The organism is Nitrobacter sp. JJSN, from assembly GCF_051912485.1.
In the GTDB taxonomy this organism is placed as follows: domain Bacteria; phylum Pseudomonadota; class Alphaproteobacteria; order Rhizobiales; family Xanthobacteraceae; genus Nitrobacter.
Genome location: NZ_CP196822.1, coordinates 3,132,264 through 3,153,904, shown reverse-complemented (window position 1 = coordinate 3,153,904; position 21,641 = coordinate 3,132,264). Strand labels below are relative to the sequence as shown.

The following is a 21,641-nucleotide window of genomic DNA, read 5'->3' as shown; positions in this document are numbered from 1 at the left end:
AACGTGATTTAAGCGCGCATGATCTTGTTGCCGAACCGCACACACTTCAGCGGATCATGCGCTCCGCTGCGCGGAGACTGATTTGGGGCCGCGTTCAGTTGCTTCATCCAGCGCCATCCCGCTTCATTCCGACGGCATGCGCATCGGTCTGCTCGGCGGCTCGTTCAATCCGCCTCACGCCGCGCATCGCGCCATCAGCCTGTATGCCCTGAAGCGGCTGAAGCTCGACAGGGTCTGGTGGCTGATTTCGCCCGGCAACCCGCTCAAGGATGCGGGCGCGCTATACGATCTCGGCGGGCGCACCGCTGCGGCACGGGCGATGGCCAGCGATCCCCGGATCGACGTCAGTTGTCTCGAAGCTGTCATCGGAACGCGCTACACCATCGATACCATTAACTATCTGCGACGCAGGTGCGCCAACGTGCGTTTTGTCTGGATCATGGGCGCCGACAATCTGGAGCAGTTTCATCGCTGGGAAAACTGGCAGGGGATCGCCGCCGAGGTGCCGATCGCGGTCATCGATCGCCCGCCGCACAGTTTCCGTGCGCTCGCGGCGCCTGCCGCGCAGGCGCTTGCGCGGTGGCGTCTGCCTGAAGCCCGGGCCAACGGGCTGGCCACGCATCGTCCGCCAGCCTGGGTCTTCCTTACCGGGATGAAATCGAGGTTATCCTCCACCGGGCTACGGAACCGGGACGGGACATGGAAAGAGGGGGGCGGAAAACATGAGGCCGCCGCGTCACTGGAATATTGAAACCATCACCCCTACATGCGTAGTATAGCCGTCGGGCGCCAAGGATTCGGCGTTCGCGATACAGCGAAAGGAAATGGTCCCTGACCGCACCTGTAGTGTCCAGGTCTGCCTCGACCTCATCGCCCAGATCTTCGACCCCGAAGAGAGCGACATCGAAGACCGTCAGGTCGAGAACACGCAAGGCTTCGGCAGACTCCGTGGTTTCGGAGGCGCGACCGAGCGTCGAAGAGACCCTTAAGCTGATCCTTTCCCGCCTTGAGGATATGAAGGCGGAAGACACGGTCACCATCGACCTTCGTGGCAAATCGGCATTTTCGGACTACATGGTCGTCACCACCGGCCGGTCCAACCGGCATGTGGGTGCGGTCGCCGAGAACGTCGCCAAGGGACTCAAGGAAACCGGAAACAAGAAGGTCCATATCGAGGGCGTACCCAATTGCGACTGGGTGCTCATCGATTCCGGCGATATCATCGTGCACGTGTTCAGGCCTGAAGTTCGCGAATTCTACAATCTCGAGAGATTGTGGACGCAAAACACGGCGACGGCGAAGTCGGTCTGAACCACCACACCGGCTTGCGCGGATGCGACTCGTCGTCATTGCCATTGGCCGTCTCAAGCAGGGCCCGGAGCGGGAGCTTGCCGAACGCTATCGCGGACGTTTTCACGATATCGGCCGCAAGCACGGCTTCCGCGGCCTCGACGTCCATGAAATCCCGGAAAGCCGCGCCCGTGATGCCGAACAACGCATTCGCGAAGAGGCTACGGCAATTCTTGCCCTGGTTCCCGAGGGAGCGATCCTGGTGGCGCTGGACGAAAAGGGTAAAAACATCGACAGCGCCGCATTTGCGGGTCATCTTGGCCGCTGGCGGGATGAGTCGGTGGCGAACGCAGTTTTCGCTGTGGGCGGCGCGGACGGACTTTCGCCCGAATTGCGGCGCAAGGCTAAATTGAGCGTCGCGTTCGGCGCGGCCACCTGGCCGCATCAGATCGTGCGCGTGATGCTGCTGGAACAGATCTACCGGGCCGCGACCATCCTGGCCGGCCATCCTTATCACCGCGGTTAGCGCGCCCTGCCGGATGCGCGAACGCGATCGGGTCAACATGCTACGAACAAGCGGGCGCCGATCACCTGACATGCGACTGATCCAGGGTTCACGGTCCGCGGAGATGCGAGGCGGGCAACCGCTGCCGGCTTCCCTGCTTGTCGTCTCGGCTTGCCTGCTCGCGGGCTTTTCATCCGCGGTTTCTTCATCCGTGATGGCACAGCCGTCCGGGACACCTTCGCCGGCTGCCGCCCCGTCGGCGGACGACATCAAGCAGCGCGAGCAGGAACTGGAGGCGGTGCGCGCACAGCAAAAGAGCGCGGCCGAACTGCAGGAGCGGCTGAAGGTAGATATCGCGGCGATTGGCCAGAACCGCGCCAAGCTCAATCAACAACTGATCGACGCTGCCGCGGGGGTCCGGGAGATCGAGACCCAGATTGCAGAGGCTGAAGCGCGCCTGCTGCCGCTCGACGCGCGCGAACAGGAAATCCGCGGCTCGCTCGATTCGAGGCGCTCGGAAATCGTGGAAGTGCTGGCTGCCCTGCAGCGCGTCGGCCGGCGCACGCCGCCCGCTTTGCTGGTGCGGCCGGAGGATGCGCTGCAGTCGCTGCGCACTGCGATTTTGCTAGGCGCCGTGGTGCCTGAGATCCGTGTGCGCGCGGAAAAGCTTGTGGCTGATCTCGATGAGCTGGTGAGCCTGCGCAAATCAATCGCCGCCGAACGTGATCGGATGGCGGCCGATCGCGATAGCCTCAAGGGCGAGCAAATTCGCCTAGCGACGCTGGTAGACGAACGGCAGCGGCAGCAAAGCGGCTTCGAAAAGGATATGGCCGCGGAGGGCGCGCGCGCGATTGAGCTGTCGCATCAGGTCGACAGCCTGCAAGGCCTGATCGCGAAGATGGAGCAGGACCTGAAGAGCGCGGCCAAGGCAGCGGAGACAGCCAGCCGGCAAGGCGCTCCGGCACCGCTCAACGGTAAGCCGAATCTTGCCGCTCTCAAGGATCCCAGCCGGCTCAGTCCGGCCATTGCTTTTGCGTCCGCCAAGGGCATGTTGGCGTTTCCGGTTAACGGCACGAAGATCCGTGACTTTGGCGGTTCCGACGATGTCGGCGGTGTGGAAAAAGGCATTTCGTTGGCGGCTCGTCCGGGTGCGCAGGTCACGACTCCGTGTGATGGCTGGGTTGTGTATGCCGGGCCGTTCCGCAGCTATGGACAACTCTTGATCCTCAATGCCGGTGGCGGGTATCATGTCCTGATCGCCGGGATGGAGCGTATTTCGGTTAACATCGGCCAGTTCGTGTTGACCGGAGAACCGGTAGCGACGATGGGATCGACCTCACGTGTCGCCTCGATTCTCGCGGCAAACGCGAGTCAACCCGTTCTCTACATCGAGTTCCGTAAGGACGGCACTCCCATTGATCCAGGCCCATGGTGGGTCGCAAATAAAGGCCAAAAGGTTCGCGGATGATGCGCAAGGCTTCCCTTATTCTTCTCAGCGCTGCCGCGGGTGCGGCGCTGACGCTGTTCGTGACCCAGCCGCGGTCGGTGCTGATGGGATCGAGCGCGCGAGCCGCGACGTCGGACACTTATCGCCAGCTCAACCTGTTCGGCGATGTGTTTGAGCGGGTCCGCAGTGACTATGTCGAGAAGCCCGACGACAGCAAGCTGGTCGAATCGGCCATCAGTGGCATGCTGTCCGGTCTCGATCCGCATTCGAGCTACATGGATGCCAAGAGCTTCCGCGACATGCAGGTGCAGACGCGCGGCGAGTTCGGGGGCCTCGGCATCGAGGTCACAATGGAGGACGGCTTGGTCAAGGTCGTCTCGCCGATCGACGACACGCCGGCATCCAAGGCGGGAATCCTGGCGAACGACATCATAACCAATCTTGACGAGGAGGCGGTGCAGGGACTGACCCTCAATCAGGCCGTTGACAAGATGCGCGGCCCGATCGGCACCAAGATCAAGCTGAAGATTATCCGCAAGGGCCAGGACAATCCGATCGACGTGACGCTTGTGCGCGATAACATTCGCGTCCGCTCGGTGCGATCGCGTATCGAGGCCGACGATATCGCCTATATCCGCATCACCACCTTCAATGAGCAGACCACCGAAGGTCTCAAGAAGTCGATTTCCGATCTTCGAGGCCAGCTCGGCGACAAGCTCAAGGGCTACATTATCGATCTGCGCAACAACCCCGGCGGATTGCTCGAAGAAGCGGTGACCGTTTCCGACAGCTTCCTCGATCGCGGTGAGATCGTGTCGACGCGCGGCCGCAACGCCGAGGAAACCCAGCGTCGCAGCGCGCATCCCGGCGACCTCACCAAGGGCAAGCCGGTAATCGTTCTGGTCAACGGCGGGTCGGCATCGGCTTCCGAAATCGTCGCCGGTGCGTTGCAGGACCACAAGCGGGCGACACTGATCGGTACCCGCTCATTCGGCAAGGGCTCCGTGCAGACCATTATTCCGCTCGGTTCGGGTAACGGCGCGCTCCGGCTGACGACGGCGCGCTACTACACGCCGTCGGGTCGCTCGATTCAGGCCAAAGGCATCGTTCCGGACATCGAGGTGCTTCAGGATGTGCCCGATGAATTGAAGTCGCGGACCGACACCAAAGGCGAGGCCTCGCTCCGCGGCCATCTGCGGAACGGCACCGACGAGAAGACCGGTTCACAATCCTACGTCCCGCCAGACGCAAAGAACGACAAGGCGCTCAAGATGGCCGATGACCTCTTGCACGGCATCAAGATTAACGCCTCGTCGCAGGCTCCCAGCGACAAGGCGGCGATCGAGAAGCCTGCGAACAAGGCAGCGAACTGACGCTTCTTGAAGTAAGTCGGATTTTTCGGATTCGGGCGTCCTTTTGGACGCCCGTTTCGTTCACGCCAAGGTCAATGGCCAGCGGGTACGCGTGATTGCGCGCTGCCGCCTTTGCGAGCGTCCATGGTATCGTCGAATCGGATGATTCGGGGTTACTCCATGGCTGATACGACGGACGATCTCAGCGCGCCGCTCGGACAGAACTCCGCGCCCAAGCGCCGTTTCCGGCTCCCCTTCACGCTGCCACAGGCTACGGCGGTTCTGTTGGGATTGGTCCTTGTCGTCTTCCTGGGCTTTGCCCTCTTCAACCACGACCCTCTCGGTGGCGAGCCCACGACGCGGGTCGCGATCCGGCAGCCTGCAACCCCCAATGACCAGCCTGCGGCTGTCCCACCTGCGTCGCAGAAACCGACCAGCGCCGCCGTTGCCGCCCAGCCAGAGGCCGGTCACAAGACCATCACCATCATCGACGGCTCCAGCGGGTCGCGACAGGATGTCATTGTCGCGGGCCAGGATCCCGTCACGGCTGGCGCCGGCGCCCCCGTGACGATGGCCGGAATCGATCAGCGTCTGTTGGAGAAGTCACGTTACGGAATGATTCCCATTGCCGCCGCCGATGGGCTGAAGCCCTTCAAGGCCTACGCGACGGGCACCGATGCCGATCGCGCGAAGGCGGCAACGATGCCGGTGGTTGCGATTGTTATCGGCGGTCTTGGGGTCGGTGCGGCAAAAACCACCGATGCCATCATGAAACTGCCGTCGGCCGTGACACTGGGATTCACGCCTTACGGATCCGATCCGGGCAAACTGGTGGAGAGGGCTCGCACGGAACACCATGAGGTTCTTCTGCAAGTCCCCATGGAGCCCTATGATTATCCCGACAACGACCCTGGACCGCAGACCCTGCTGACGACGCTCGGCGCCGAGCAGAATATCGATCGCCTGCATTGGCATCTCAGCCGCTTTCAGGGCTATGTCGGTCTCGCCAATTTCATGGGGGCCCGGTTTGTCGCCGCCAATACCGTCATGCAGCCGATCATTCGAGAAGCAGCCAAGCGCGGCCTTGGCTATCTTGACGACGGCTCTACTCCGAGGAGCGTCGCGGGCCAGCTCGCGGAGGGTCAGGCGATGCCGTTCGCCAAGGCCGACGTGACCCTTGATGCCGTCCCGACCTCGGTGGAGATCGATAAGGCGCTCGCAAGACTTGAAGACCTGGCGAAGGGGCGGGGGGCTGCCATCGGCATGGCCTCGGCGCTTCCGGTTTCCATCGACAGAATTAGCGTCTGGACCAAGAGTCTCGAAAGCCGTGGGGTGATGCTTGTGCCATTGACAACCGCGATGCTGAAATCAAAATCGAGTTGATCTCCAAATCCGTGCCCCGTCCGTTTTCAAAAGCGGGAGGCGCGAAAGGCATTGACGGAATGGCGCGCTACGACGATCTACCCTACCGCACTTGCGTCGGTATGATGCTGATCAACGCGAGGGGGCTCGTCTTCATCGGTCGTCGCACCGGCGGCATCGAGCATATCGGCGACAAGCATGTCTGGCAGATGCCGCAAGGCGGCGTTGATCCCGGCGAGGACACATGGCTCGCGGCGAAACGCGAACTCTATGAGGAGACCAGCGTCCGCTCGGTCGAGAAGCTGGCCGAGGTATCCGACTGGCTGATCTATGACATCCCGCGCACCGTGGCCGGACGGTCCTGGAAGGGCCGCTATCGCGGACAGCGCCAGAAGTGGTACGCGATGCGCTTCACCGGCAGTGACAACGAGATCGATGTGGCCAACCCAGGCGATGGCCACAAGCCGGAATTCATCGCCTGGCGCTGGGAGCCGATGCAGAACCTGACCCAGCTGATCGTGCCTTTCAAGCGCCCGGTCTATGAGCGCGTGGTCAAGGAATTCGCGAGCTTGTCGGGCGACTAAAGCAAGTCTGGTTGGACAGAATCAGCAACTAGCATGCCCCGGCTTTTATCGGAGCCCTGGCTTGAAACGTGAATTGGATCAAGACGCGGGGCAACGCGGCGACATAGCGAGCTGCCAGAGTTTCTTTGTCTGATTTCGCCGCCGCGTTATCTTTCTTTTGTATGCTTCAGGCTGAGATCTTCCGGACTGTAGAAAAGTTCGTAGAGCTTGCCGTCCTTCTTTCCGTAGACTTCGTAGCAGGATCCTTCGATCTTGGATCGCGTCACGTCATAGCCGGCCGTCTTGGCCTTGGCCTCCGCTTCGCTCGCCGGTTTCCAAGATGACTTGTCGAGCTTGGTGCAATTTGTATAGCCATCAGCCAAGGCGGTCGAGCCGAAGGAAAGTGCGATTACGACGGCGGTAGCGACGGTTCGTATATTCTTCATGAAACACCTCTCGCTGCTGTTCCGTGAGAAATAGCGAACACAAGCGCCGTGCCGTCAATCCGTAATCGGCCCGGTTAGCGTGTTTTTCGGGCTGCTGCGGCTTTACGCCTCAGATTGCCAAGGATGCCGCCGAAATGGAAATGCCGCACCGTTTCAAACCGAGTTTCAAAGGGGCGGCAGGCCCTCGTCAGCCGGAGCCGCGGCACCACGGACAAAGATTTCCGGGGTGGTTCTTGGTGTTTTGTCGGATTTTTCTGAGCCGCCAACCGGCATAAACCAGGTTCGCTAGATCACGATGATTTTGGATCGAATCGATCCAAAATCATGAACGTGATCGATTCGATGCCGTTAGCTCAGTGCAGCGCCGTCGTATTGAGCTGGCTCTGAATGCTCTTGAAATGATCCAGCCGCTCGATGGCCCTGTCGAGTTCCGAGCCTTCCTTTTCCGCCAGCTTGGCCTCCATGCTCGCGATCGTGTCAGTGAACTGCGCACGATCCAGTTCCTGGAGCGAGGTCGCCACGTCAGCGAGGACGGTCAGGCCCTTTTCTGAGACTTCGGCGAGACCACCGAGCACGATGATCTTCTGTTGCGTGCCGCCAGTGGTGACGGTCAGGATTCCGGGCCGAATCGCCGCCACCACCGGCGCGTGGCCGGCAAGGACGCCGAAGTCGCCCTCAACGCCGGGGATGTCGACCTGATCGACTTCGCCGGAGAAAGCGAGCTTTTCAGGGGAGACGAGATCGAAATGGAAAGTCGCCATGGTGCTCAGTCTCTCTGTTGTCACCCGTGGGCTTGACCCGCGGGTCCATCAGTCAAGATAGTCTGTCTATTGATGGATTGTCGGGTCAAGCCCGGCAATGACGCAGTTGTTTAAGCCGCTTCGGCCGCGAGCTTCTTGCCCTTTTCGACCGCTTCTTCGATGGTTCCGACCATATAGAAGGCCGCTTCCGGAAGATGGTCATACTTGCCTTCGCAGATCGCGCGGAAACCCTTGATGGTGTCGGCGAGGTCGACGAATTTGCCTGGCGATCCCGTGAAGATTTCAGCCACGAAGAACGGCTGCGACAGGAAGCGCTCGATCTTGCGGGCGCGGGCCACGGCGATCTTGTCCTCTTCGGACAGTTCGTCCATGCCGAGAATGGCGATGATGTCCTGCAGCGACTTGTAGCGCTGCAACACCTGCTGGACCATGCGGGCGGTCTGGTAGTGCTCCTCACCGACGATCAGCGGCGACAGCATGCGGGAGGTCGAGTCGAGCGGGTCCACCGCGGGATAGATGCCCTTTTCGGAGATCGCACGGTTGAGCACCGTCGTTGCATCCAAATGGGCGAACGAGGTCGCAGGCGCCGGGTCGGTCAAGTCGTCGGCGGGAACATAAATCGCCTGCACCGAGGTGATCGAGCCCTTGTGGGTGGTGGTGATGCGCTCCTGCAGCGCGCCCATGTCGGTGGCGAGCGTCGGCTGATAGCCCACGGCCGAAGGAATACGACCGAGCAGCGCCGACACTTCAGAGCCGGCCTGGGTGAAACGGAAGATGTTATCGACGAAGAACAGCACGTCCTGGCCCTGGTCGCGGAAATGCTCGGCGACCGTCAAGCCGGTGAGGCCGACGCGGGCGCGGGCGCCCGGAGGCTCGTTCATCTGGCCGTACACGAGCGCGCACTTCGAACCTTCGCCGCCGCCCTTCTTGTTGACGCCGGACTCGATGAACTCGTGATAGAGGTCGTTGCCTTCGCGGGTCCGCTCGCCGACGCCCGCGAATACTGAGTAGCCGCCGTGGGCCTTGGCGACGTTGTTGATCAGTTCTTGAATCAGCACGGTCTTGCCGACACCGGCGCCGCCGAACAGGCCGATCTTGCCGCCCTTGGCGTAAGGTGCCAGCAGGTCGACGACCTTGATGCCGGTGACGAGAATTTCGGCTTCCGTCGACTGGTCGGTATAGAGCGGCGCTTCCTGATGGATCGCACGCAGGTCTTCGGCCTTGACCGGGCCTTGTTCGTCGACCGGCTCGCCGATCACGTTCATGATGCGGCCGAGCGTACCGGCGCCAACCGGCACCATGATCGGGTTGCCGGTGTCCTTCACTTCCTGACCGCGGACCAGGCCCTCGGTGGTGTCCATCGCGATGGTGCGGACCGTGGATTCGCCGAGATGCTGGGCAACCTCGAGGACCAGGCGGTTGTTGCCGTTCTTGGTTTCGATGGCGTTGAGAATGGCCGGCAGGTGGCCTTCGAACTGCACGTCGACGACGGCGCCGATGACTTGCGTGATGCGTCCGGTCTGGTTGGCGGGGGATGCCATTTAAAATATCTCCTTCGAACTCGTTTTAGTTGGCGCGTGATCTAATCCGAAAACCGGTTTCCACTTTTCGGGATCGGGCGCTTTAGACGGCGGTCAATTTGACGGGCACGTTGCCCTTGGTCGCCTTGGAATAAGGACAGATGGTGTGAGCGTCTTCGATCAGCGCTTGCAGCTTGGCCTTGTCGGCTCCGGGCAGCGCGACCTTCAATTCGGCAGCGAGCGAGAATGCGCCGTCATTGATATTAAGCGTGACTTCGCAGGTCACCTTGGCGGCCTGCCCGTCGAGACCATGCTTCTTCGCCAGAACGAGAATGGCCTGTCCGAAGCAGGAGGACCAGCCAAGCGCGAACAGCTGTTCCGGATTGTGGCCGTCACCAGCGCCGCCGAGATCCTTCGGAAGCGCCATCGCCAATGCCAGCGCACCGCCGTCGAGGACCGCTCGGCCGTTGCGGCCGCCGCTCGTTGTCGCCTTCGTGACGTAAGCCATGAACGCTCCTGGTGCTAGATGGCCTCGGCGCCGGAGATGATTTCGATCAGCTCCTTCGTGATCATCGCCTGGCGGGTCCGGTTGTAAATCAGCGTCTGCTTGCGGATCATGTCGCCCGCGTTACGCGTCGCGTTATCCATGGCGCTCATCTGCGCGCCGTAGAACGACGCGTTGTTTTCCAGAAGGGCGCGGAAAATCTGTACCGCAAGGTTGCGCGGAAGCAGTCGGGTGAGGATTTCATCCTCTTCCGGTTCGTATTCGTAAAACGGCGCAGGACCGGCATTCGCGGCCGGCGCTTCCACCTCCAGCGGAATGATCTGCTGAGCGGTTGGAACCTGCGCGATGACGGACTTGAAGCGCGAGTAGAATAGCGTGCAGACATCGAATTCGCCGGCTTCGAACCTCGCGATGACCTTCTTGGCGATGTCTTCGGCATTGACGAAACTGAGCTGGCGAACGGAGCGCAGTTCGATGTTCTCGACGATCTGCTTTTCGAAGGTGCGGCGCAGCTGCTCGTATCCCTTGCGCCCGACGCAGAAGAACTTGACCTCCTTGCCCTGGTTGATCAGCGCCAGCGCGCGTTCGCGGGCGAGCCGCACGATCGAGGAGTTGAAGGCGCCGGAGAGGCCGCGCTCGCCGGTGCAGACCAGCAGCAGGTGGACCTGATCCTTGCCGGTGCCGACCAGAAGCGGCGACGCGTTGGGCGAGCCGGCTGCGGCGCTCGCGATGTTGGAAATCACCGCGTCCATCTTCTGGGCATAGGGACGCGCGGCCTCGGCGGCGGTCTGCGCACGGCGCAATTTCGACGCCGCGACCATCTGCATCGCTTTGGTAATCTTCTGCGTCGCCTTGGTTGAGGCGATGCGGACGCGCATGTCTTTAAGTGAAGCCATTCCAGCCTGATCCACTCACGTCGGTTGCATCTCCCTCTCCCGCTTGCGGGGGAGGGTAGGGGAGGGGCGTCGTATGTATGAAGCTTGCCCCACCCGACCGGCTTCGCCAGTCCACCTCCCCCGCAAGCGGGAGAGGTCAAGAAATTTAAGCGAACGTCTTGGCGAAGCCTTCGACCGCGCTTCTCAACTTGGCCGCGGTGTCGTCGCTGAGATCGCGGCTTTCGCGGATGGTGTTGAGGATCTCGACGTTCTTGCCACGCAGCAGCGACAGCAGCCCGTCCTCGAAGGCGCGCACCTTGTTGAGCGGCAGCCGATCGAGATAGCCGTTAGTGCCGGCCCAGATCACACAGACCTGCTCTTCCATCTTCAGCGGCGAGAACTGTGGCTGCTTCAGGAGTTCGGTCAGGCGCGAACCGCGGTTCAGCAGGCGCTGGGTCGAGGCATCGAGATCGGAGCCGAACTGCGCGAACGCCGCCATTTCACGGTACTGCGCGAGTTCGCCCTTGATCTTGCCGGCGACTTTCTTCATCGCCTTGGTCTGTGCGGACGAGCCGACGCGCGACACCGACAGGCCGACGTTCACCGCCGGTCGGATACCCTGGAAGAACAGGTCGGTTTCGAGGAATATCTGTCCGTCGGTGATCGAAATGACGTTGGTCGGAATGTAGGCTGACACGTCGTTGGCCTGGGTTTCGATGATCGGCAGCGCCGTCAGCGACCCGTTGCCGTGCTCGTCGTTGAGCTTTGCGGCGCGCTCCAGCAGACGCGAATGCAGATAGAACACGTCGCCGGGATAGGCTTCGCGACCCGGCGGGCGGCGCAGCAGCAGCGACATCTGGCGGTAGGCGACGGCCTGCTTCGACAAGTCGTCATAGATAATGACCGCATGCATGCCGTTGTCGCGGAAATACTCGCCCATGGTGCAGCCGGTGAACGGCGCGATGTACTGCATCGGGGCCGGGTCAGACGCGGTCGCGGCAACGACGATGGAATATTCGAGCGCGCCCTGTTCCTCGAGCACCTTCACGAATTGCGCAACAGTGGAACGCTTCTGGCCGATCGCGACGTAGACGCAATAGAGCTTCTGGCCCTCGGGCGCGCCGGCGACGTTCAGTGGCTTCTGGTTGAGGATGGTGTCGAGCGCGATCGCGGTCTTGCCGGTCTGACGGTCGCCGATGATCAATTCGCGCTGGCCGCGACCGACGGGGATCAGGGCGTCGATCGACTTGAGGCCCGTCGCCATCGGCTCGTTGACCGACTTGCGCGGAATGATGCCGGGCGCCTTGACGTCGACGCGCTTGCGTTCGGTCGCCTGGATCGGACCCTTGCCGTCGATCGGATTGCCCAGCGCATCGACGACGCGGCCGAGCAGACCCTTGCCGACCGGCGTGTCGACGATGGCGCGGGTGCGCTTGACGGTCTGGCCTTCCTTGATCTCACGGTCGGCGCCGAAAATCACGATACCGACATTGTCGGTTTCGAGGTTCAGCGCCATGCCGCGCGTCCCGTTTTCGAACTCGACCATCTCGCCGGCCTGGATGTTGTCGAGGCCGTAGACGCGGGCAATGCCGTCGCCGACGGACAAGACCTGTCCGACTTCGGAAACCTCGGCCTCCTTGCCGAAATTCTTGATCTGGTCCTTCAGGATCGCGGAAATTTCCGCGGCGCGGATGTCCATCAGCCTGCCTCTTTCATCGCGTGCTTGATCGAATTGAGTTTGGTGCGGAGCGAGCTGTCCACCATGCGGCTGCCGAGCTTGACGACAAGCCCGCCGATGATGGACGGATCGACCTTCACGTTGAGCGTGATGTCCTTGCCCGTCACCGATTTCAGCGCGCTCTTCAGCGCGTCCAGATTCTTGTTAGTAAGCGTTTCGGCGACAGTGACTTCTGCCGTGGCCTCGCCCTTGAACTTCGCGACCATTGCGCGGAACGCCCGGATCACGTCGGCGACCACAAACAGCCGGCGGTTGGCGGTCAGGACTTTCAGGAATTTCGCGGTCGTGCCGCCGATCCCGGCCTTGTCGAGCACGGCGGCGAGCGCCTTGGCCTGCGTATCGGCGCTGAAAACCGGGCTGCGCACGAGGCGGACCAGTTCTGGGCTATCCGCCAGCATGGCATCGAACTTGTCGAGGTCGGCCTTGACGGCGTCGACCGATTTGTCCTCGCGGGCCAGTTCGAACAGGGCCGTCGCATAACGGCCCGACACACCAGAAACCGAGGGATCTACAGCAGCCACCAGAGCGCTCTTCAAGCTGTCAAACTCGCAAGGGAAAAGCCGTCGCCAAACAAGCGGCGCTAAAGCGGCCCAAGCCCTTGGAATTCAAGAGGGACTTCGATTTTCGACCGACACAAACGTATCGGCAGCGTTAAAATCGCGGCTTTGCTAACATAGCGCGCGCGCAGGTGCAACATGACGGCAGCATACGGCGATGCCTTGTCGCAGGAGTCTGAATTAACCAGACGGACATTAAGCAACGCGCCGTGCGTATGCGGGCGCATTCTGGCCCACAGTAATTCAGACGAGCATACCGGATTCTGGAGGAACGCAAGTTAGCCCTGTGTCACAGCGGCTTCCTGCTCCCCGTCCGATCGGTGGGACGCCGAAACGTCGTGGAGTACTTGCTGAATGATTATAGATGTCGTGACATGACTTTCTTTTACAGTATATACATGTATGTTATCGTGTATAAGTTATGAAATTAAGTATTAATTTGAATATCAAACGACGGCCAGTCGATCAAAAGATATTTCATCCGAGTCATGAAGCAATTCTCTGCCCATTTTACGCCTTAGTTACAGGATCAACCCTGCGGCGACTCAAAGGTCAGAGGTTTCACTTGTCGCAGGGGCGGCAATACTTTTCAGGGGACTTAAATATGCTGCACGCGCAAAAGTCGTCGACGTTGGGGTTTCTAATCCGGCCGCGTATGGTGGCTGCTGTGATCGCCGCGACTGTTTTGATTGCGGGCAGCGTGACCGAGGCATCGGCCGGCTCGCGCCACCACCACCATAGGCACCACCACCACCACCAAGGACATCATGCCGCGGACCACGGCGCAGCGGGGTCGTCCTGGCTGAACGCCAACGCGTCCTTTGGGCGTTCCTCCGGTTTGGGCCGGTCGTTCTCCGGCGTGGCTTCCTATTACGGCAGTGAATCCGGCAGCCGCACCGCGTCCGGCCAGCGCTTCAATCAGAACGCCATGACCGCCGCCCATCGCAGTCTGCCGTTCGGCACCAAGCTGAAGGTCAGCCATGGCAGCCGCAGCGTGGTCGTCACCGTCAATGATCGTGGCCCATTCATCCGCGGCCGCGTGCTGGATCTTTCGAAAGGCGCTGCCCGCGCGATCGGGTTGACCGGCCGCGGCGTCGGCCGTGTGGTCGCCGAGGTGATGTAAGCGCGACCTCAAGGCGTTTTCGAGCGAGGCAGGCGCAGGTTCCGTGGGGACGGCGATCGGGACGCTCAGGCTTGTCTCAACGGCCTGTGAGAAGTCGTGTCACGCTTCGCGTTCCTGTATTCTGGAGCAGACTTTCTACTCATCCTTTTGAACGAGCATGATCTTATCCGAAAACCGGTTCCCACTTTTCGGGATCATGCTCTAGCCGGTCCGCATTATTGTGCGGGCTCGGGCGGCGCGACGGACAGCGCTGTTATGTCCGTGAGCGCCTCGCGATGCGGCGGTTCTGTTCCGCCCACGCGCACCAGTCCCCGATTCTCGACGGAGAACACCCGCCGCGCGCGCCGCAACAGCGCCGGGCGATGCGCGACCACGATGCGGGTGATATTCATCTGGTCGATCAGGTCAGCGATTAGCTCCTCGTTCTGCTCGTCGAGGTTCGCGGTGCCTTCATCGAGAATCAGAATCTGCGGCTGACGATACAGCGCCCGCGCCAGCAGCACGCGTTGCCGCTGCCCGCCCGAGAGCGTCGAGCCCATGTCGCCGACGAGGCTGAGATACTGCATCGGAAAACGCATGATGTCGGCATGTACCCGCGCGGCATGGGCGGAGGCGACCACACGTTCCATGTCGAGATTCGGATCGAAGCCGGCGATGTTTTCCGAAATGGTGCCGGACATCAGCCGGTCGTCCTGGGCGACCACGCCGACGCTTTGACGCCAGCTGCGCCAGCGCTCCGGCGTGGCGCGGTGCCCATCGAGCTCGATGGTGCCGTCGGTCGGATGCATCAATCCGAGCATCAGCTTGAGCAGCGTGGTCTTGCCGCCGCCTGAGCCACCCTGAATGGCAACATAATCGCCTTGCTTGATGTCGAGGTTGACGTCTTCGAGGATCAGGGGATCGCTGATGCCGTAGCGGAAGCAGACATTCTTCAGCCGCATGTGCCCCTGATTGACCAGCGGTCCGGGCAGGCCTTGCGTGATCTCCGACCGCGTCGTCACGATGTCCGACAGGCGATCAAGATGCAGACGCAATAGGCGGAACTGGACCATCTGATTGACCAGCGCCATTGCGCGGTCGGTGAATGTCTGCCGGTAGGACAGGAACGAGAAGATCATGCCGACCGAAAAGCCTGCGCCCGACAGGATGGTGACGCCGGCGACGTAGATCACGATCACGGTTTGCAGGCCGGTGACGACCGATTGCAGGAAGGTCTGTGAAATCTGGTAACGACCGACTGCGATACTGGCGTTGGTGGTTTCGACGTGCAGGTTCCGCCAGGTCGCTTCCCGCACCGATTCTCGTCCGAGCAGTTTCAGCGTCGTCGCGGCACGGATGGTTTCGATGAGGTGCGACTGCTCCTTGGCCTCGGCGACGATGGACTCGGCCATGCGGCGCTTGGTTCCCGGAAACAGCGCCAGCGTAATGCCGAGGTTGATGAGCACGCCGACGATGACGATGAGCGCGAGCGCCGTGGAATAGAAGAACAGGATGAAGCCGGCGATCAGCGCCATGATGCCGTCGATGACGGTACCAATCACGCCCTGCGTGATCGCGTCCTGCACCGGCTTGACCGAGCCGAGCCGCGAGATGATGTCGCCGACGTGTCGCTTCTCGAAGTAGTCGTTGGGCAGCCGCAGCAGATGCCGCACCAGGTTGCCGGTGATCTGGAAGCTCAGGAGCTGGCCGAAGATGCGCAGCGCCCAGCCGCGGATCGCCTCCAGCCCGCCTTGAATAATGACGAGGGCTCCGAATCCGAGCGCGATCACGGTCAGCAACTGGCGGTCGGATTGTGCAAGCGCTTCATCGACCACGAGCTGCATCTGTAAAGGCATCACGAAGGCCGCGATCTGCAGCGCCACCGACAGGATCAGTACCTGCGCGACCGCCCAGCCCCAGCCGTGCATTTTGGACCAGAGCAGCGAGAGCTTCATCGGCAGGCGCGCTTCGAGCGGCTCGAAGGTTTCGCTTCGCGCCAGCTCGAGGATGACGCCCGTCAGATGCTTCGAGGCTTCCGCCATTGTGAAGGTGCGGAGTCCGATCGCCGGATCGTGGACGGTGATGCCTCGGGACGTGACCGATTTCAGCACCACGAAGTGATTGAGATCCCAGTGCGCGATGGCGGGAAGCTGGACCTTCGGCAATGCCGACAGTTCGACGCGGATGGCGCGCGTGGAAAATCCGAGCTGATCCGCGATTCCCATCAGGCTTTTCAGCGAAGCGCCGGCCATCGACACCGCAAACCGCTGGCGCAGAGCATTGAGGTCGACATCGTGGCCGTGATAGCGCGAGATCATCGCAAGACAAGCCAGGCCGCATTCCGCAGCCTCCGACGCCACCACGACGGGAAGGGTTCGACGGCCGAGATTGAGCTGTTGGAGAATGTTCATGCGCGGCGGCCCACGGCATAGATCGGATCGAACAACCAGCGCAGCAGGCTCCGATGCTCGAAGACGATTTCAGCCGACACCAGCATACCCGGCTGCATCGGCACGGATTGGCCATAGGCTTCCATCTGATCACGCGACAGGGCGACGCGAATCCTGAACACCGGTTCCTTGATGTCCAATCCGGCGAAGCCGACATCGGCAGGCGCCAGCACGGTCGTGGAGACAGTTCTCACTGTCCCCCGCACCGTTCCGAAGCGCTGGTAAGGAAAGGCCTGAAGGCTGAGTTCGACCTGTTGCCCGGGCTGAACGAAACCGATCGCGCGCGATGGTGCCAATAGCTCAGCCTCGATCTGGCTGCCCGAAGGGATGATCACCGCGACGATGCCGCCCGCAGCGACAGCCTGTCCGTCACTGACGGGGAGTGCGGCGATCCGTCCGGTGGTTGGCGCCACGAAAAACTGCAGGCGCCGCGATTCGGATTCGGCGCGGCGCTGCTCCAGCGTCGCCTGGGCGACATCAGCGTCGGAGCGAGCGGCTTTGATTTCCAGCGGGATCGAAACCAACCGGGCCTTGATGTCCGCAAGCTCGCGCTCCACCGTTGTCTTTTGGCGCCGGGCGCCGGCGAGATCCTGTTCGATCGCCAGTGCGGCGAGCCGGCGCTGGTCGACTTCACGCTTCGGCATATAGCCCTTCGCGGCTATGGTCTCCCCACGATCCACCTCGTCCCGCGCGAGTTTCAGTCGTTCCTGCTGCAACTCGATCTGCTGGTCGACCTGGGCGAGCTCGCTTTCGCTTTTGCCGGATCTAACCTTCGCCTGATCCTGCTCCAGTTGCAGCAAGGCCAGTTTCGATTCGGCTCGCGACTTCGCAGCAAGCGATTCCGACTCGAAGCCCTTGAGAAGCGCCTCTCCGGTATTGCCGGTTGCGGTCCCGGTCGAGACATCGAGAATGGCCAGGCGCGTGCCCTTTTCGATGGTGTCGCCTTCCTTGACGAGGACGCTCCGCAATGTCCCCTGCGCCTGCGAGGTGATCCGAATCATGCCCTGGTCGGGCACCAGAAAGCCGGTCACCGTCGTCTTCCGCGCATAGGTCGCTGTCGCGGCGAAGGTCGCCGCCGCGAACACTATGCCCGACAGCAACAGGCCAAGCGTCTTCAACGAGAGCGGCGAGGCCAGAAAGACCTGACCTTCCAGCCGTTGCGTCGCATGTTCGATGGCTTCGCGGCGGAACAGATCACTCATCACAAGGCCTCGTTAGTTCCAAATTCAGCCGGATCGCCGGGATCAGTCAACACGGAAGCCGCATCTTCCCAGGCCTCTGCCAGATGCTCGAGGATCTCCACTGTGACTTTCGACACAGAGCAGCAGACGGTGCCGGTATCACGCCAGGTCAGCGCCGAGTACCGATTGCGCTGGCCGCGGATCGCCACTGGCGCCGCGTCCGTTTCCGGAAACATGAAGACCGAAATGAGCTGGTTGTCCCGTTCATAGACGCATGTGCCGACAGACCGTTCACCGACGTAGTCCAGCCGGGCGCCCCGGAGGCGATAGCCCCATCTATCTACGTCACGGACCTTCGCGGCATGTCCAGACTGATGCAGGAGCCAGGCTTCCACGTCCGCCGGATTGGAAGACGCGAATTCGATCGCGGAGCCGCCGATGTCCGCGCGGATGTGGGCGGCGACCACCTCCTTGAGTTCGGTGAATTCGACATGAACGGGGCTACTAACGCCGGGCCGGCTGACGATGGCTATTGTCAAAGGTGCGGTGGGATGGATCTGGCAGGCGAGCCGCACATTCGACGGCGCGTCGATCGCGCTGAGAGTGGCGGCTTCGACGGCTGCGGGTGCGGGAAGCGAGTCCAATCCCTTTTCGACACGGACCCGGCAGGTCGAGCAGCGGCCGCGGCCGCCGCATAATGAGGCGTGCGGGATACCGGCCGACCGGCTGATCTCCAGCAGCGTCATGCCGGGCGTCAGTTCCACGGTCGGTCCATCGACGTAACTGATCCGGGCCGGTCCGCGGTTTGCGGTTTCGCGGCGGTAGCGGAAGAATGCAATGCCGATGGCGGTCGCGGCAACCAGCCCGAATCCCCATCTGACGATATCGCGCAGCGTCGCCATCGTCGCCGCATCATGCGCGTTCGGCCAATGCGTTCGGACTTTCAGCGCGGCGAACGTGGCCGGGTCCGACATAATGTCGGTCGCGCGCATTCCGGCGACCGCGAATCCTGATAGCGCCAGCACAGGCAACAGCAGAGCGCCGATCAGCAGGAATGGAGCGAACCGGCTGTAGGAATCCGACAGCCGCAGCCAGTAGTGGATGCCGATGCAGCCGTGGACCCAGACGAGCAGCAGCAGGGTGCTTTGCAGGATCGCGCTGTCGGGCCAGAGCCGGACCAGTTCATAGAGATAAATGTCATTAGCGCCGAACACCGCGTGCGCCACGCGGGTATTGACGATGTGCGGAAACAGCAGAAACGGAATCGCCAGTCCGATGCCGATCTGCAACGCTTCCCAGACCGGCATCCGCCACGTTTCCCGCCGGCTGAGCTTGTAGAGGCCGAGGGCGACGTGGGTGATCAGCGCGAGCAGCAGGATGATCGATACCGGCCATGATCGGGTGACCGCGGTCCGCAACTCCTGCACCCGATGCATGGCTTCGAGGCTCACAAGGCCGACCGCATGATTGGTGAAATGCGCGGCCGCGAACGCCATCAGCGCCAGCCCCGACGCCAGCCTCAAACGCTGTAAACCGCTGCCGCGGAAGTAGATATGCATTCAGCCCTCGCGGGGCGGCAGATTGAAGATCAACCCCGGAGCCGTCAATCCCGGCGCGCTGTTATGCAGAGCCGGGCGTGATCTACAGCACACGGGTTGGCAGGTCGTTGAGAAAGTTTCAGATGACAAAGAAACGCTCTTAAAGAAAGCTCTGCGGATCGACGTCCACTTCCAGCTTGAGATTGCCTTTGGTTTTCGGTCCCGCGGCGAGCCATTCGCGCAAATAGCCGGACAGGTCCACACCGCGCGCCGACTTCACCAGCAGGCGAAATCGATAGCGGCCTTTGATGACGGCGAGCGGCGCTTCGGCCGGCCCGAGCACTTGAACGCGCTCATCGATCGGCGCGATCGCCGCCAACCGGCGCGCGAAACCTTCCGCGGTCGGGCGGTCGCCCGCGGATATGATCAGGCTGGCCAGCCGGCCGAACGGCGGATAGCCCGAGCGCTCCCGCGCCTCAATCTCGCTGCCGTAAAACGCCTCGCGATCGCCTGCGACCAGCGCCTTCATCACGGGATGTTCCGGCTGATGGGTTTGCAGATAGCCGATGCCACGTCCCTGCTCGCGGCCGGTGCGGCCGATCACCTGATTGAGCAGTTGAAAAGTCCGCTCCGCGGCGCGGGGATCGCCGTTGCCGAGGCCGAGGTCGGCGTCGACGACGCCGACAAGATTCAGGCGTGGAAAGTGGTGTCCCTTGGCCACCAGTTGCGTGCCGATGATGATGTCGACGCGGCCTTCCGCGATGTCATTGAGTTCCGATCGCATGGTCTCGATCGAGGTGATCAGGTCGCTCGACAGCACCAGGGTGCGGGCCTCTGGAAACAGCGCGGCGGCTTCTTCCTGCAGCCGTTCGACGCCGGGGCCGACCGCGACCAGCGATTCCTCGGCCGCGCAATGCGGGCATTGCAGCGGGCGCGGCATCGAGAAGCCGCAGTGATGGCACACGAGCCGTTGCCGGAAGCGGTGATCCACCAGCCATGCATCGCAGATGGTGCAGGCGAAACGGTGACCGCAGGCCCGGCACAAGGTCAGTGGCGCGTAACCACGGCGATTGAGAAACAACAGCGCCTGCTCACGCCGTTCGATGGCGGTGCGAATCTCCCCGGCAAGATGCGGAGAAATGAAGCGGCCGCGCGGCGGTCCCTCGCGGCGCAGGTCGATCAGTTCGATCTGCGGCATGTGCTGACCGCCGAACCGGGACGTCAGTGCGATGCGCTGGTAGCGTCCCTTGCGCGCGTTGACTTCGCTCTCGACCGATGGCGTTGCCGACGCCAGCACGATCGGGATTTTCGCGATATGCGCGCGCACCACGGCCATGTCGCGGGCGTGATAGTGGGTACCTTCGTCCTGTTTGTAGGCCTGATCATGCTCCTCGTCGACGATGATCAGTCCGAGATCGGCATAGGGAAGAAACAGCGCCGAGCGTGCGCCAACCACGACCTGTCCATCGCCTGCCGCGATCGCGGCCCAGTTGCGCGCGCGGGTGCGCGGTGTCAGTTCGGAGTGCCACTCCAACGGCCGCTCGCCGAAGCGTGCCGCGAAGCGGTCGCGGAACTGCCCGGTCAGCGCGATCTCCGGCATCAGGATCAGCGTCTGCTTGCCGCGGCGGATGGCTTCGGCGACCGCCTCAAAATAAACCTCGGTCTTGCCGGAGCCGGTGACGCCGTCGAGCAGCGCGACGTGGAATGTGCCGTTCGACGCAAGCGCGCGCATGGCGTCCACGGCCGCTCGCTGCGAGCGGGAAAAATCAGGCACGGCGAAATTAGGATCGGGCGGCGGTGGCGGCGGCGGAGGCGGCATCGGCTCGACCGTCAGTGTTCTTTCGTCGACCAGTCCGTCGACCACGCCGGCGCTGACGCCCGCTTCCTTCGCGGCATCGGATTTTCCGTGCAGCAGGCCATCGGACAACACGGCGATCAGCCGCTGTCGTGCCGCCGTCATGCGCTGCGGCGGTTCGCCCACAAGCCGCACGCCGGATCGCACCCGCTCCGGCCCGAGATGCTCGCCCATCCGCAAGCTCATGCGCATCACCATGCCGCGCGACGACAGCGTGTAGTTCGCGACCCAGTCGACCAGCGTGCGCAGTTCGTCCTTAAGCGGCGGCACCTCGAGCTTTTCGCCGATGTCCTTCAGGCGGTTGTGCAGGCGGGGATCGGGTGACGGGTTCTCGGCCCAGACCACGGCGATCACCTCGCGGGGTCCGAGCGGCACTGTCACGAGGTCGCCAGGCGCGACCTCCATGCCGCGCGGAACGCGGTATGAATAGGCCTGATCGATCGCAACGGGAACCAGCACATCAACGACGCGCGTCGTCGATGATGCCGAGGACATGCCGTTGCGTGAAAAATGATCCATTCGGAGAATTCGGGCTCGAGTGGGAGTCGCCGGTAGCAAAGTTAGCAAACGATAAACTAAAGCGGCGGGATATAA

19 protein-coding genes are annotated in these 21,641 nt (G+C 62.2%); 8 read left to right on the top strand and 11 right to left on the bottom strand.

The window, feature by feature from the left end:
* Positions 1-82: 82 nt before the first annotated feature.
* From ACSZOQ_RS15455 to ACSZOQ_RS15425, 7 genes are all read left to right on the top strand, one after another.
* Positions 83-751: a nicotinate-nucleotide adenylyltransferase gene (locus ACSZOQ_RS15455; protein ID WP_439923324.1), complete on the top strand. Its 669-nt coding sequence runs from the start codon at positions 83-85 to the stop codon at positions 749-751.
* A gap of 263 nt (positions 752-1,014) precedes the next feature.
* On the top strand, positions 1,015-1,311 hold the full coding sequence (gene rsfS, locus ACSZOQ_RS15450) for a ribosome silencing factor (protein WP_439926095.1): 297 nt from the start codon (positions 1,015-1,017) through the stop codon (positions 1,309-1,311).
* A 22-nt stretch (positions 1,312-1,333) separates the two neighbouring features.
* Positions 1,334-1,816 carry a 23S rRNA (pseudouridine(1915)-N(3))-methyltransferase RlmH gene (gene rlmH / locus ACSZOQ_RS15445; protein ID WP_439923323.1) on the top strand — a complete coding sequence of 161 codons (483 nt, stop codon included), beginning with the start codon at positions 1,334-1,336 and terminating at the stop codon, positions 1,814-1,816.
* A gap of 70 nt (positions 1,817-1,886) precedes the next feature.
* Positions 1,887-3,263, top strand: coding sequence for a murein hydrolase activator EnvC family protein (locus tag ACSZOQ_RS15440; RefSeq protein WP_439923322.1), 1,377 nt, complete (start codon positions 1,887-1,889; stop codon positions 3,261-3,263).
* Positions 3,260-4,615, top strand: coding sequence for a S41 family peptidase (locus ACSZOQ_RS15435; protein WP_439923321.1), 1,356 nt, complete (start codon positions 3,260-3,262; stop codon positions 4,613-4,615). Before ACSZOQ_RS15440 ends, ACSZOQ_RS15435 begins: the two co-directional genes overlap by 4 nt.
* Positions 4,616-4,774: 159 nt before the next feature.
* The gene (locus tag ACSZOQ_RS15430; RefSeq protein WP_439923320.1) at positions 4,775-5,977 is read left to right on the top strand and encodes a divergent polysaccharide deacetylase family protein; all 1,203 of its coding nucleotides are present in this window, start codon (positions 4,775-4,777) and stop codon (positions 5,975-5,977) included.
* Between the two features lie 59 nt (positions 5,978-6,036).
* Positions 6,037-6,540: an RNA pyrophosphohydrolase gene (locus ACSZOQ_RS15425; RefSeq protein WP_439923319.1), complete on the top strand. Its 504-nt coding sequence runs from the start codon at positions 6,037-6,039 to the stop codon at positions 6,538-6,540.
* Between the two features lie 146 nt (positions 6,541-6,686).
* Here the strand turns inward: ACSZOQ_RS15425 and ACSZOQ_RS15420 are convergent, their stop codons facing one another.
* The 7 genes from ACSZOQ_RS15420 to ACSZOQ_RS15390 form a co-directional block, all read right to left on the bottom strand.
* Positions 6,687-6,965 carry a PepSY domain-containing protein gene (locus tag ACSZOQ_RS15420; RefSeq protein ID WP_439923318.1) on the bottom strand — a complete coding sequence of 93 codons (279 nt, stop codon included), beginning with the start codon at positions 6,963-6,965 and terminating at the stop codon, positions 6,687-6,689.
* 353 nt (positions 6,966-7,318) lie between these two features.
* Positions 7,319-7,726: a F0F1 ATP synthase subunit epsilon gene (locus tag ACSZOQ_RS15415; protein ID WP_439923317.1), complete on the bottom strand. Its 408-nt coding sequence runs from the start codon at positions 7,724-7,726 to the stop codon at positions 7,319-7,321.
* 110 nt (positions 7,727-7,836) lie between these two features.
* Complete coding sequence (gene atpD / locus ACSZOQ_RS15410; protein WP_439923316.1) at positions 7,837-9,267, bottom strand: F0F1 ATP synthase subunit beta; 1,431 nt, start codon at positions 9,265-9,267, stop codon at positions 7,837-7,839.
* Positions 9,268-9,349: 82 nt separating this feature from the next.
* Positions 9,350-9,754 carry an organic hydroperoxide resistance protein gene (locus tag ACSZOQ_RS15405; protein ID WP_439923315.1) on the bottom strand — a complete coding sequence of 135 codons (405 nt, stop codon included), beginning with the start codon at positions 9,752-9,754 and terminating at the stop codon, positions 9,350-9,352.
* Between the two features lie 14 nt (positions 9,755-9,768).
* A complete protein-coding gene (locus ACSZOQ_RS15400; RefSeq protein ID WP_439923314.1) occupies positions 9,769-10,647 on the bottom strand; it encodes a F0F1 ATP synthase subunit gamma in 879 nt (292 codons plus the stop codon).
* A gap of 145 nt (positions 10,648-10,792) precedes the next feature.
* Positions 10,793-12,325, bottom strand: a complete 1,533-nt coding sequence (gene atpA / locus ACSZOQ_RS15395; RefSeq protein WP_439923313.1) for a F0F1 ATP synthase subunit alpha — start codon at positions 12,323-12,325, stop codon at positions 10,793-10,795.
* On the bottom strand, positions 12,325-12,885 hold the full coding sequence (locus ACSZOQ_RS15390; protein WP_439923312.1) for a F0F1 ATP synthase subunit delta: 561 nt from the start codon (positions 12,883-12,885) through the stop codon (positions 12,325-12,327). The genes atpA and ACSZOQ_RS15390 overlap by 1 nt, the downstream gene beginning before the upstream one ends.
* A 640-nt stretch (positions 12,886-13,525) precedes the next feature.
* Between ACSZOQ_RS15390 and ACSZOQ_RS15385 the strand changes: the two genes are divergently transcribed.
* A complete protein-coding gene (locus ACSZOQ_RS15385; RefSeq protein ID WP_439926094.1) occupies positions 13,526-14,044 on the top strand; it encodes a septal ring lytic transglycosylase RlpA family protein in 519 nt (172 codons plus the stop codon).
* Positions 14,045-14,259: 215 nt separating this feature from the next.
* Here the strand turns inward: ACSZOQ_RS15385 and ACSZOQ_RS15380 are convergent, their stop codons facing one another.
* The 4 genes from ACSZOQ_RS15380 to ACSZOQ_RS15365 all read right to left on the bottom strand — a co-directional run bounded on the left by ACSZOQ_RS15380 (position 14,260) and on the right by ACSZOQ_RS15365 (position 21,566).
* Positions 14,260-16,434: a peptidase domain-containing ABC transporter gene (locus ACSZOQ_RS15380; RefSeq protein WP_439923311.1), complete on the bottom strand. Its 2,175-nt coding sequence runs from the start codon at positions 16,432-16,434 to the stop codon at positions 14,260-14,262.
* Positions 16,431-17,675, bottom strand: coding sequence for an HlyD family secretion protein (locus tag ACSZOQ_RS15375; RefSeq protein WP_439923310.1), 1,245 nt, complete (start codon positions 17,673-17,675; stop codon positions 16,431-16,433). The genes ACSZOQ_RS15380 and ACSZOQ_RS15375 overlap by 4 nt, the downstream gene beginning before the upstream one ends.
* The gene (locus tag ACSZOQ_RS15370) at positions 17,675-19,213 is read right to left on the bottom strand and encodes a 2Fe-2S iron-sulfur cluster-binding protein (RefSeq protein WP_439923309.1); all 1,539 of its coding nucleotides are present in this window, start codon (positions 19,211-19,213) and stop codon (positions 17,675-17,677) included. Before ACSZOQ_RS15370 ends, ACSZOQ_RS15375 begins: the two co-directional genes overlap by 1 nt.
* 139 nt (positions 19,214-19,352) lie before the next feature.
* Positions 19,353-21,566, bottom strand: coding sequence for a primosomal protein N' (locus ACSZOQ_RS15365; RefSeq protein ID WP_439923308.1), 2,214 nt, complete (start codon positions 21,564-21,566; stop codon positions 19,353-19,355).
* Positions 21,567-21,641: the final 75 nt, after the last annotated feature.

What these genes read in the sequence shown, in the direction of transcription:
- rsfS (WP_439926095.1), top strand. Translation starts at nt 1,015, where the DNA reads ATGAAGGCGGAAGACACGGTCACCATCGACCTTCGTGGCAAATCGGCA.
- rlmH (WP_439923323.1), top strand. Translation starts at nt 1,334, where the DNA reads ATGCGACTCGTCGTCATTGCCATTGGCCGTCTCAAGCAGGGCCCGGAG.
- ACSZOQ_RS15440 (WP_439923322.1), top strand. Translation starts at nt 1,887, where the DNA reads ATGCGACTGATCCAGGGTTCACGGTCCGCGGAGATGCGAGGCGGGCAA.
- ACSZOQ_RS15435 (WP_439923321.1), top strand. Translation starts at nt 3,260, where the DNA reads ATGATGCGCAAGGCTTCCCTTATTCTTCTCAGCGCTGCCGCGGGTGCG.
- ACSZOQ_RS15430 (WP_439923320.1), top strand. Translation starts at nt 4,775, where the DNA reads ATGGCTGATACGACGGACGATCTCAGCGCGCCGCTCGGACAGAACTCC.
- ACSZOQ_RS15425 (WP_439923319.1), top strand. Translation starts at nt 6,037, where the DNA reads ATGGCGCGCTACGACGATCTACCCTACCGCACTTGCGTCGGTATGATG.
- ACSZOQ_RS15420 (WP_439923318.1), bottom strand. Translation starts at nt 6,965, where the DNA reads ATGAAGAATATACGAACCGTCGCTACCGCCGTCGTAATCGCACTTTCC.
- ACSZOQ_RS15415 (WP_439923317.1), bottom strand. Translation starts at nt 7,726, where the DNA reads ATGGCGACTTTCCATTTCGATCTCGTCTCCCCTGAAAAGCTCGCTTTC.
- atpD (WP_439923316.1), bottom strand. Translation starts at nt 9,267, where the DNA reads ATGGCATCCCCCGCCAACCAGACCGGACGCATCACGCAAGTCATCGGC.
- ACSZOQ_RS15405 (WP_439923315.1), bottom strand. Translation starts at nt 9,754, where the DNA reads ATGGCTTACGTCACGAAGGCGACAACGAGCGGCGGCCGCAACGGCCGA.
- ACSZOQ_RS15400 (WP_439923314.1), bottom strand. Translation starts at nt 10,647, where the DNA reads ATGGCTTCACTTAAAGACATGCGCGTCCGCATCGCCTCAACCAAGGCG.
- atpA (WP_439923313.1), bottom strand. Translation starts at nt 12,325, where the DNA reads ATGGACATCCGCGCCGCGGAAATTTCCGCGATCCTGAAGGACCAGATC.
- ACSZOQ_RS15385 (WP_439926094.1), top strand. Translation starts at nt 13,526, where the DNA reads ATGCTGCACGCGCAAAAGTCGTCGACGTTGGGGTTTCTAATCCGGCCG.
- ACSZOQ_RS15380 (WP_439923311.1), bottom strand. Translation starts at nt 16,434, where the DNA reads ATGAACATTCTCCAACAGCTCAATCTCGGCCGTCGAACCCTTCCCGTC.
- ACSZOQ_RS15375 (WP_439923310.1), bottom strand. Translation starts at nt 17,675, where the DNA reads ATGAGTGATCTGTTCCGCCGCGAAGCCATCGAACATGCGACGCAACGG.
- ACSZOQ_RS15370 (WP_439923309.1), bottom strand. Translation starts at nt 19,213, where the DNA reads ATGCATATCTACTTCCGCGGCAGCGGTTTACAGCGTTTGAGGCTGGCG.
- ACSZOQ_RS15365 (WP_439923308.1), bottom strand. Translation starts at nt 21,566, where the DNA reads ATGGATCATTTTTCACGCAACGGCATGTCCTCGGCATCATCGACGACG.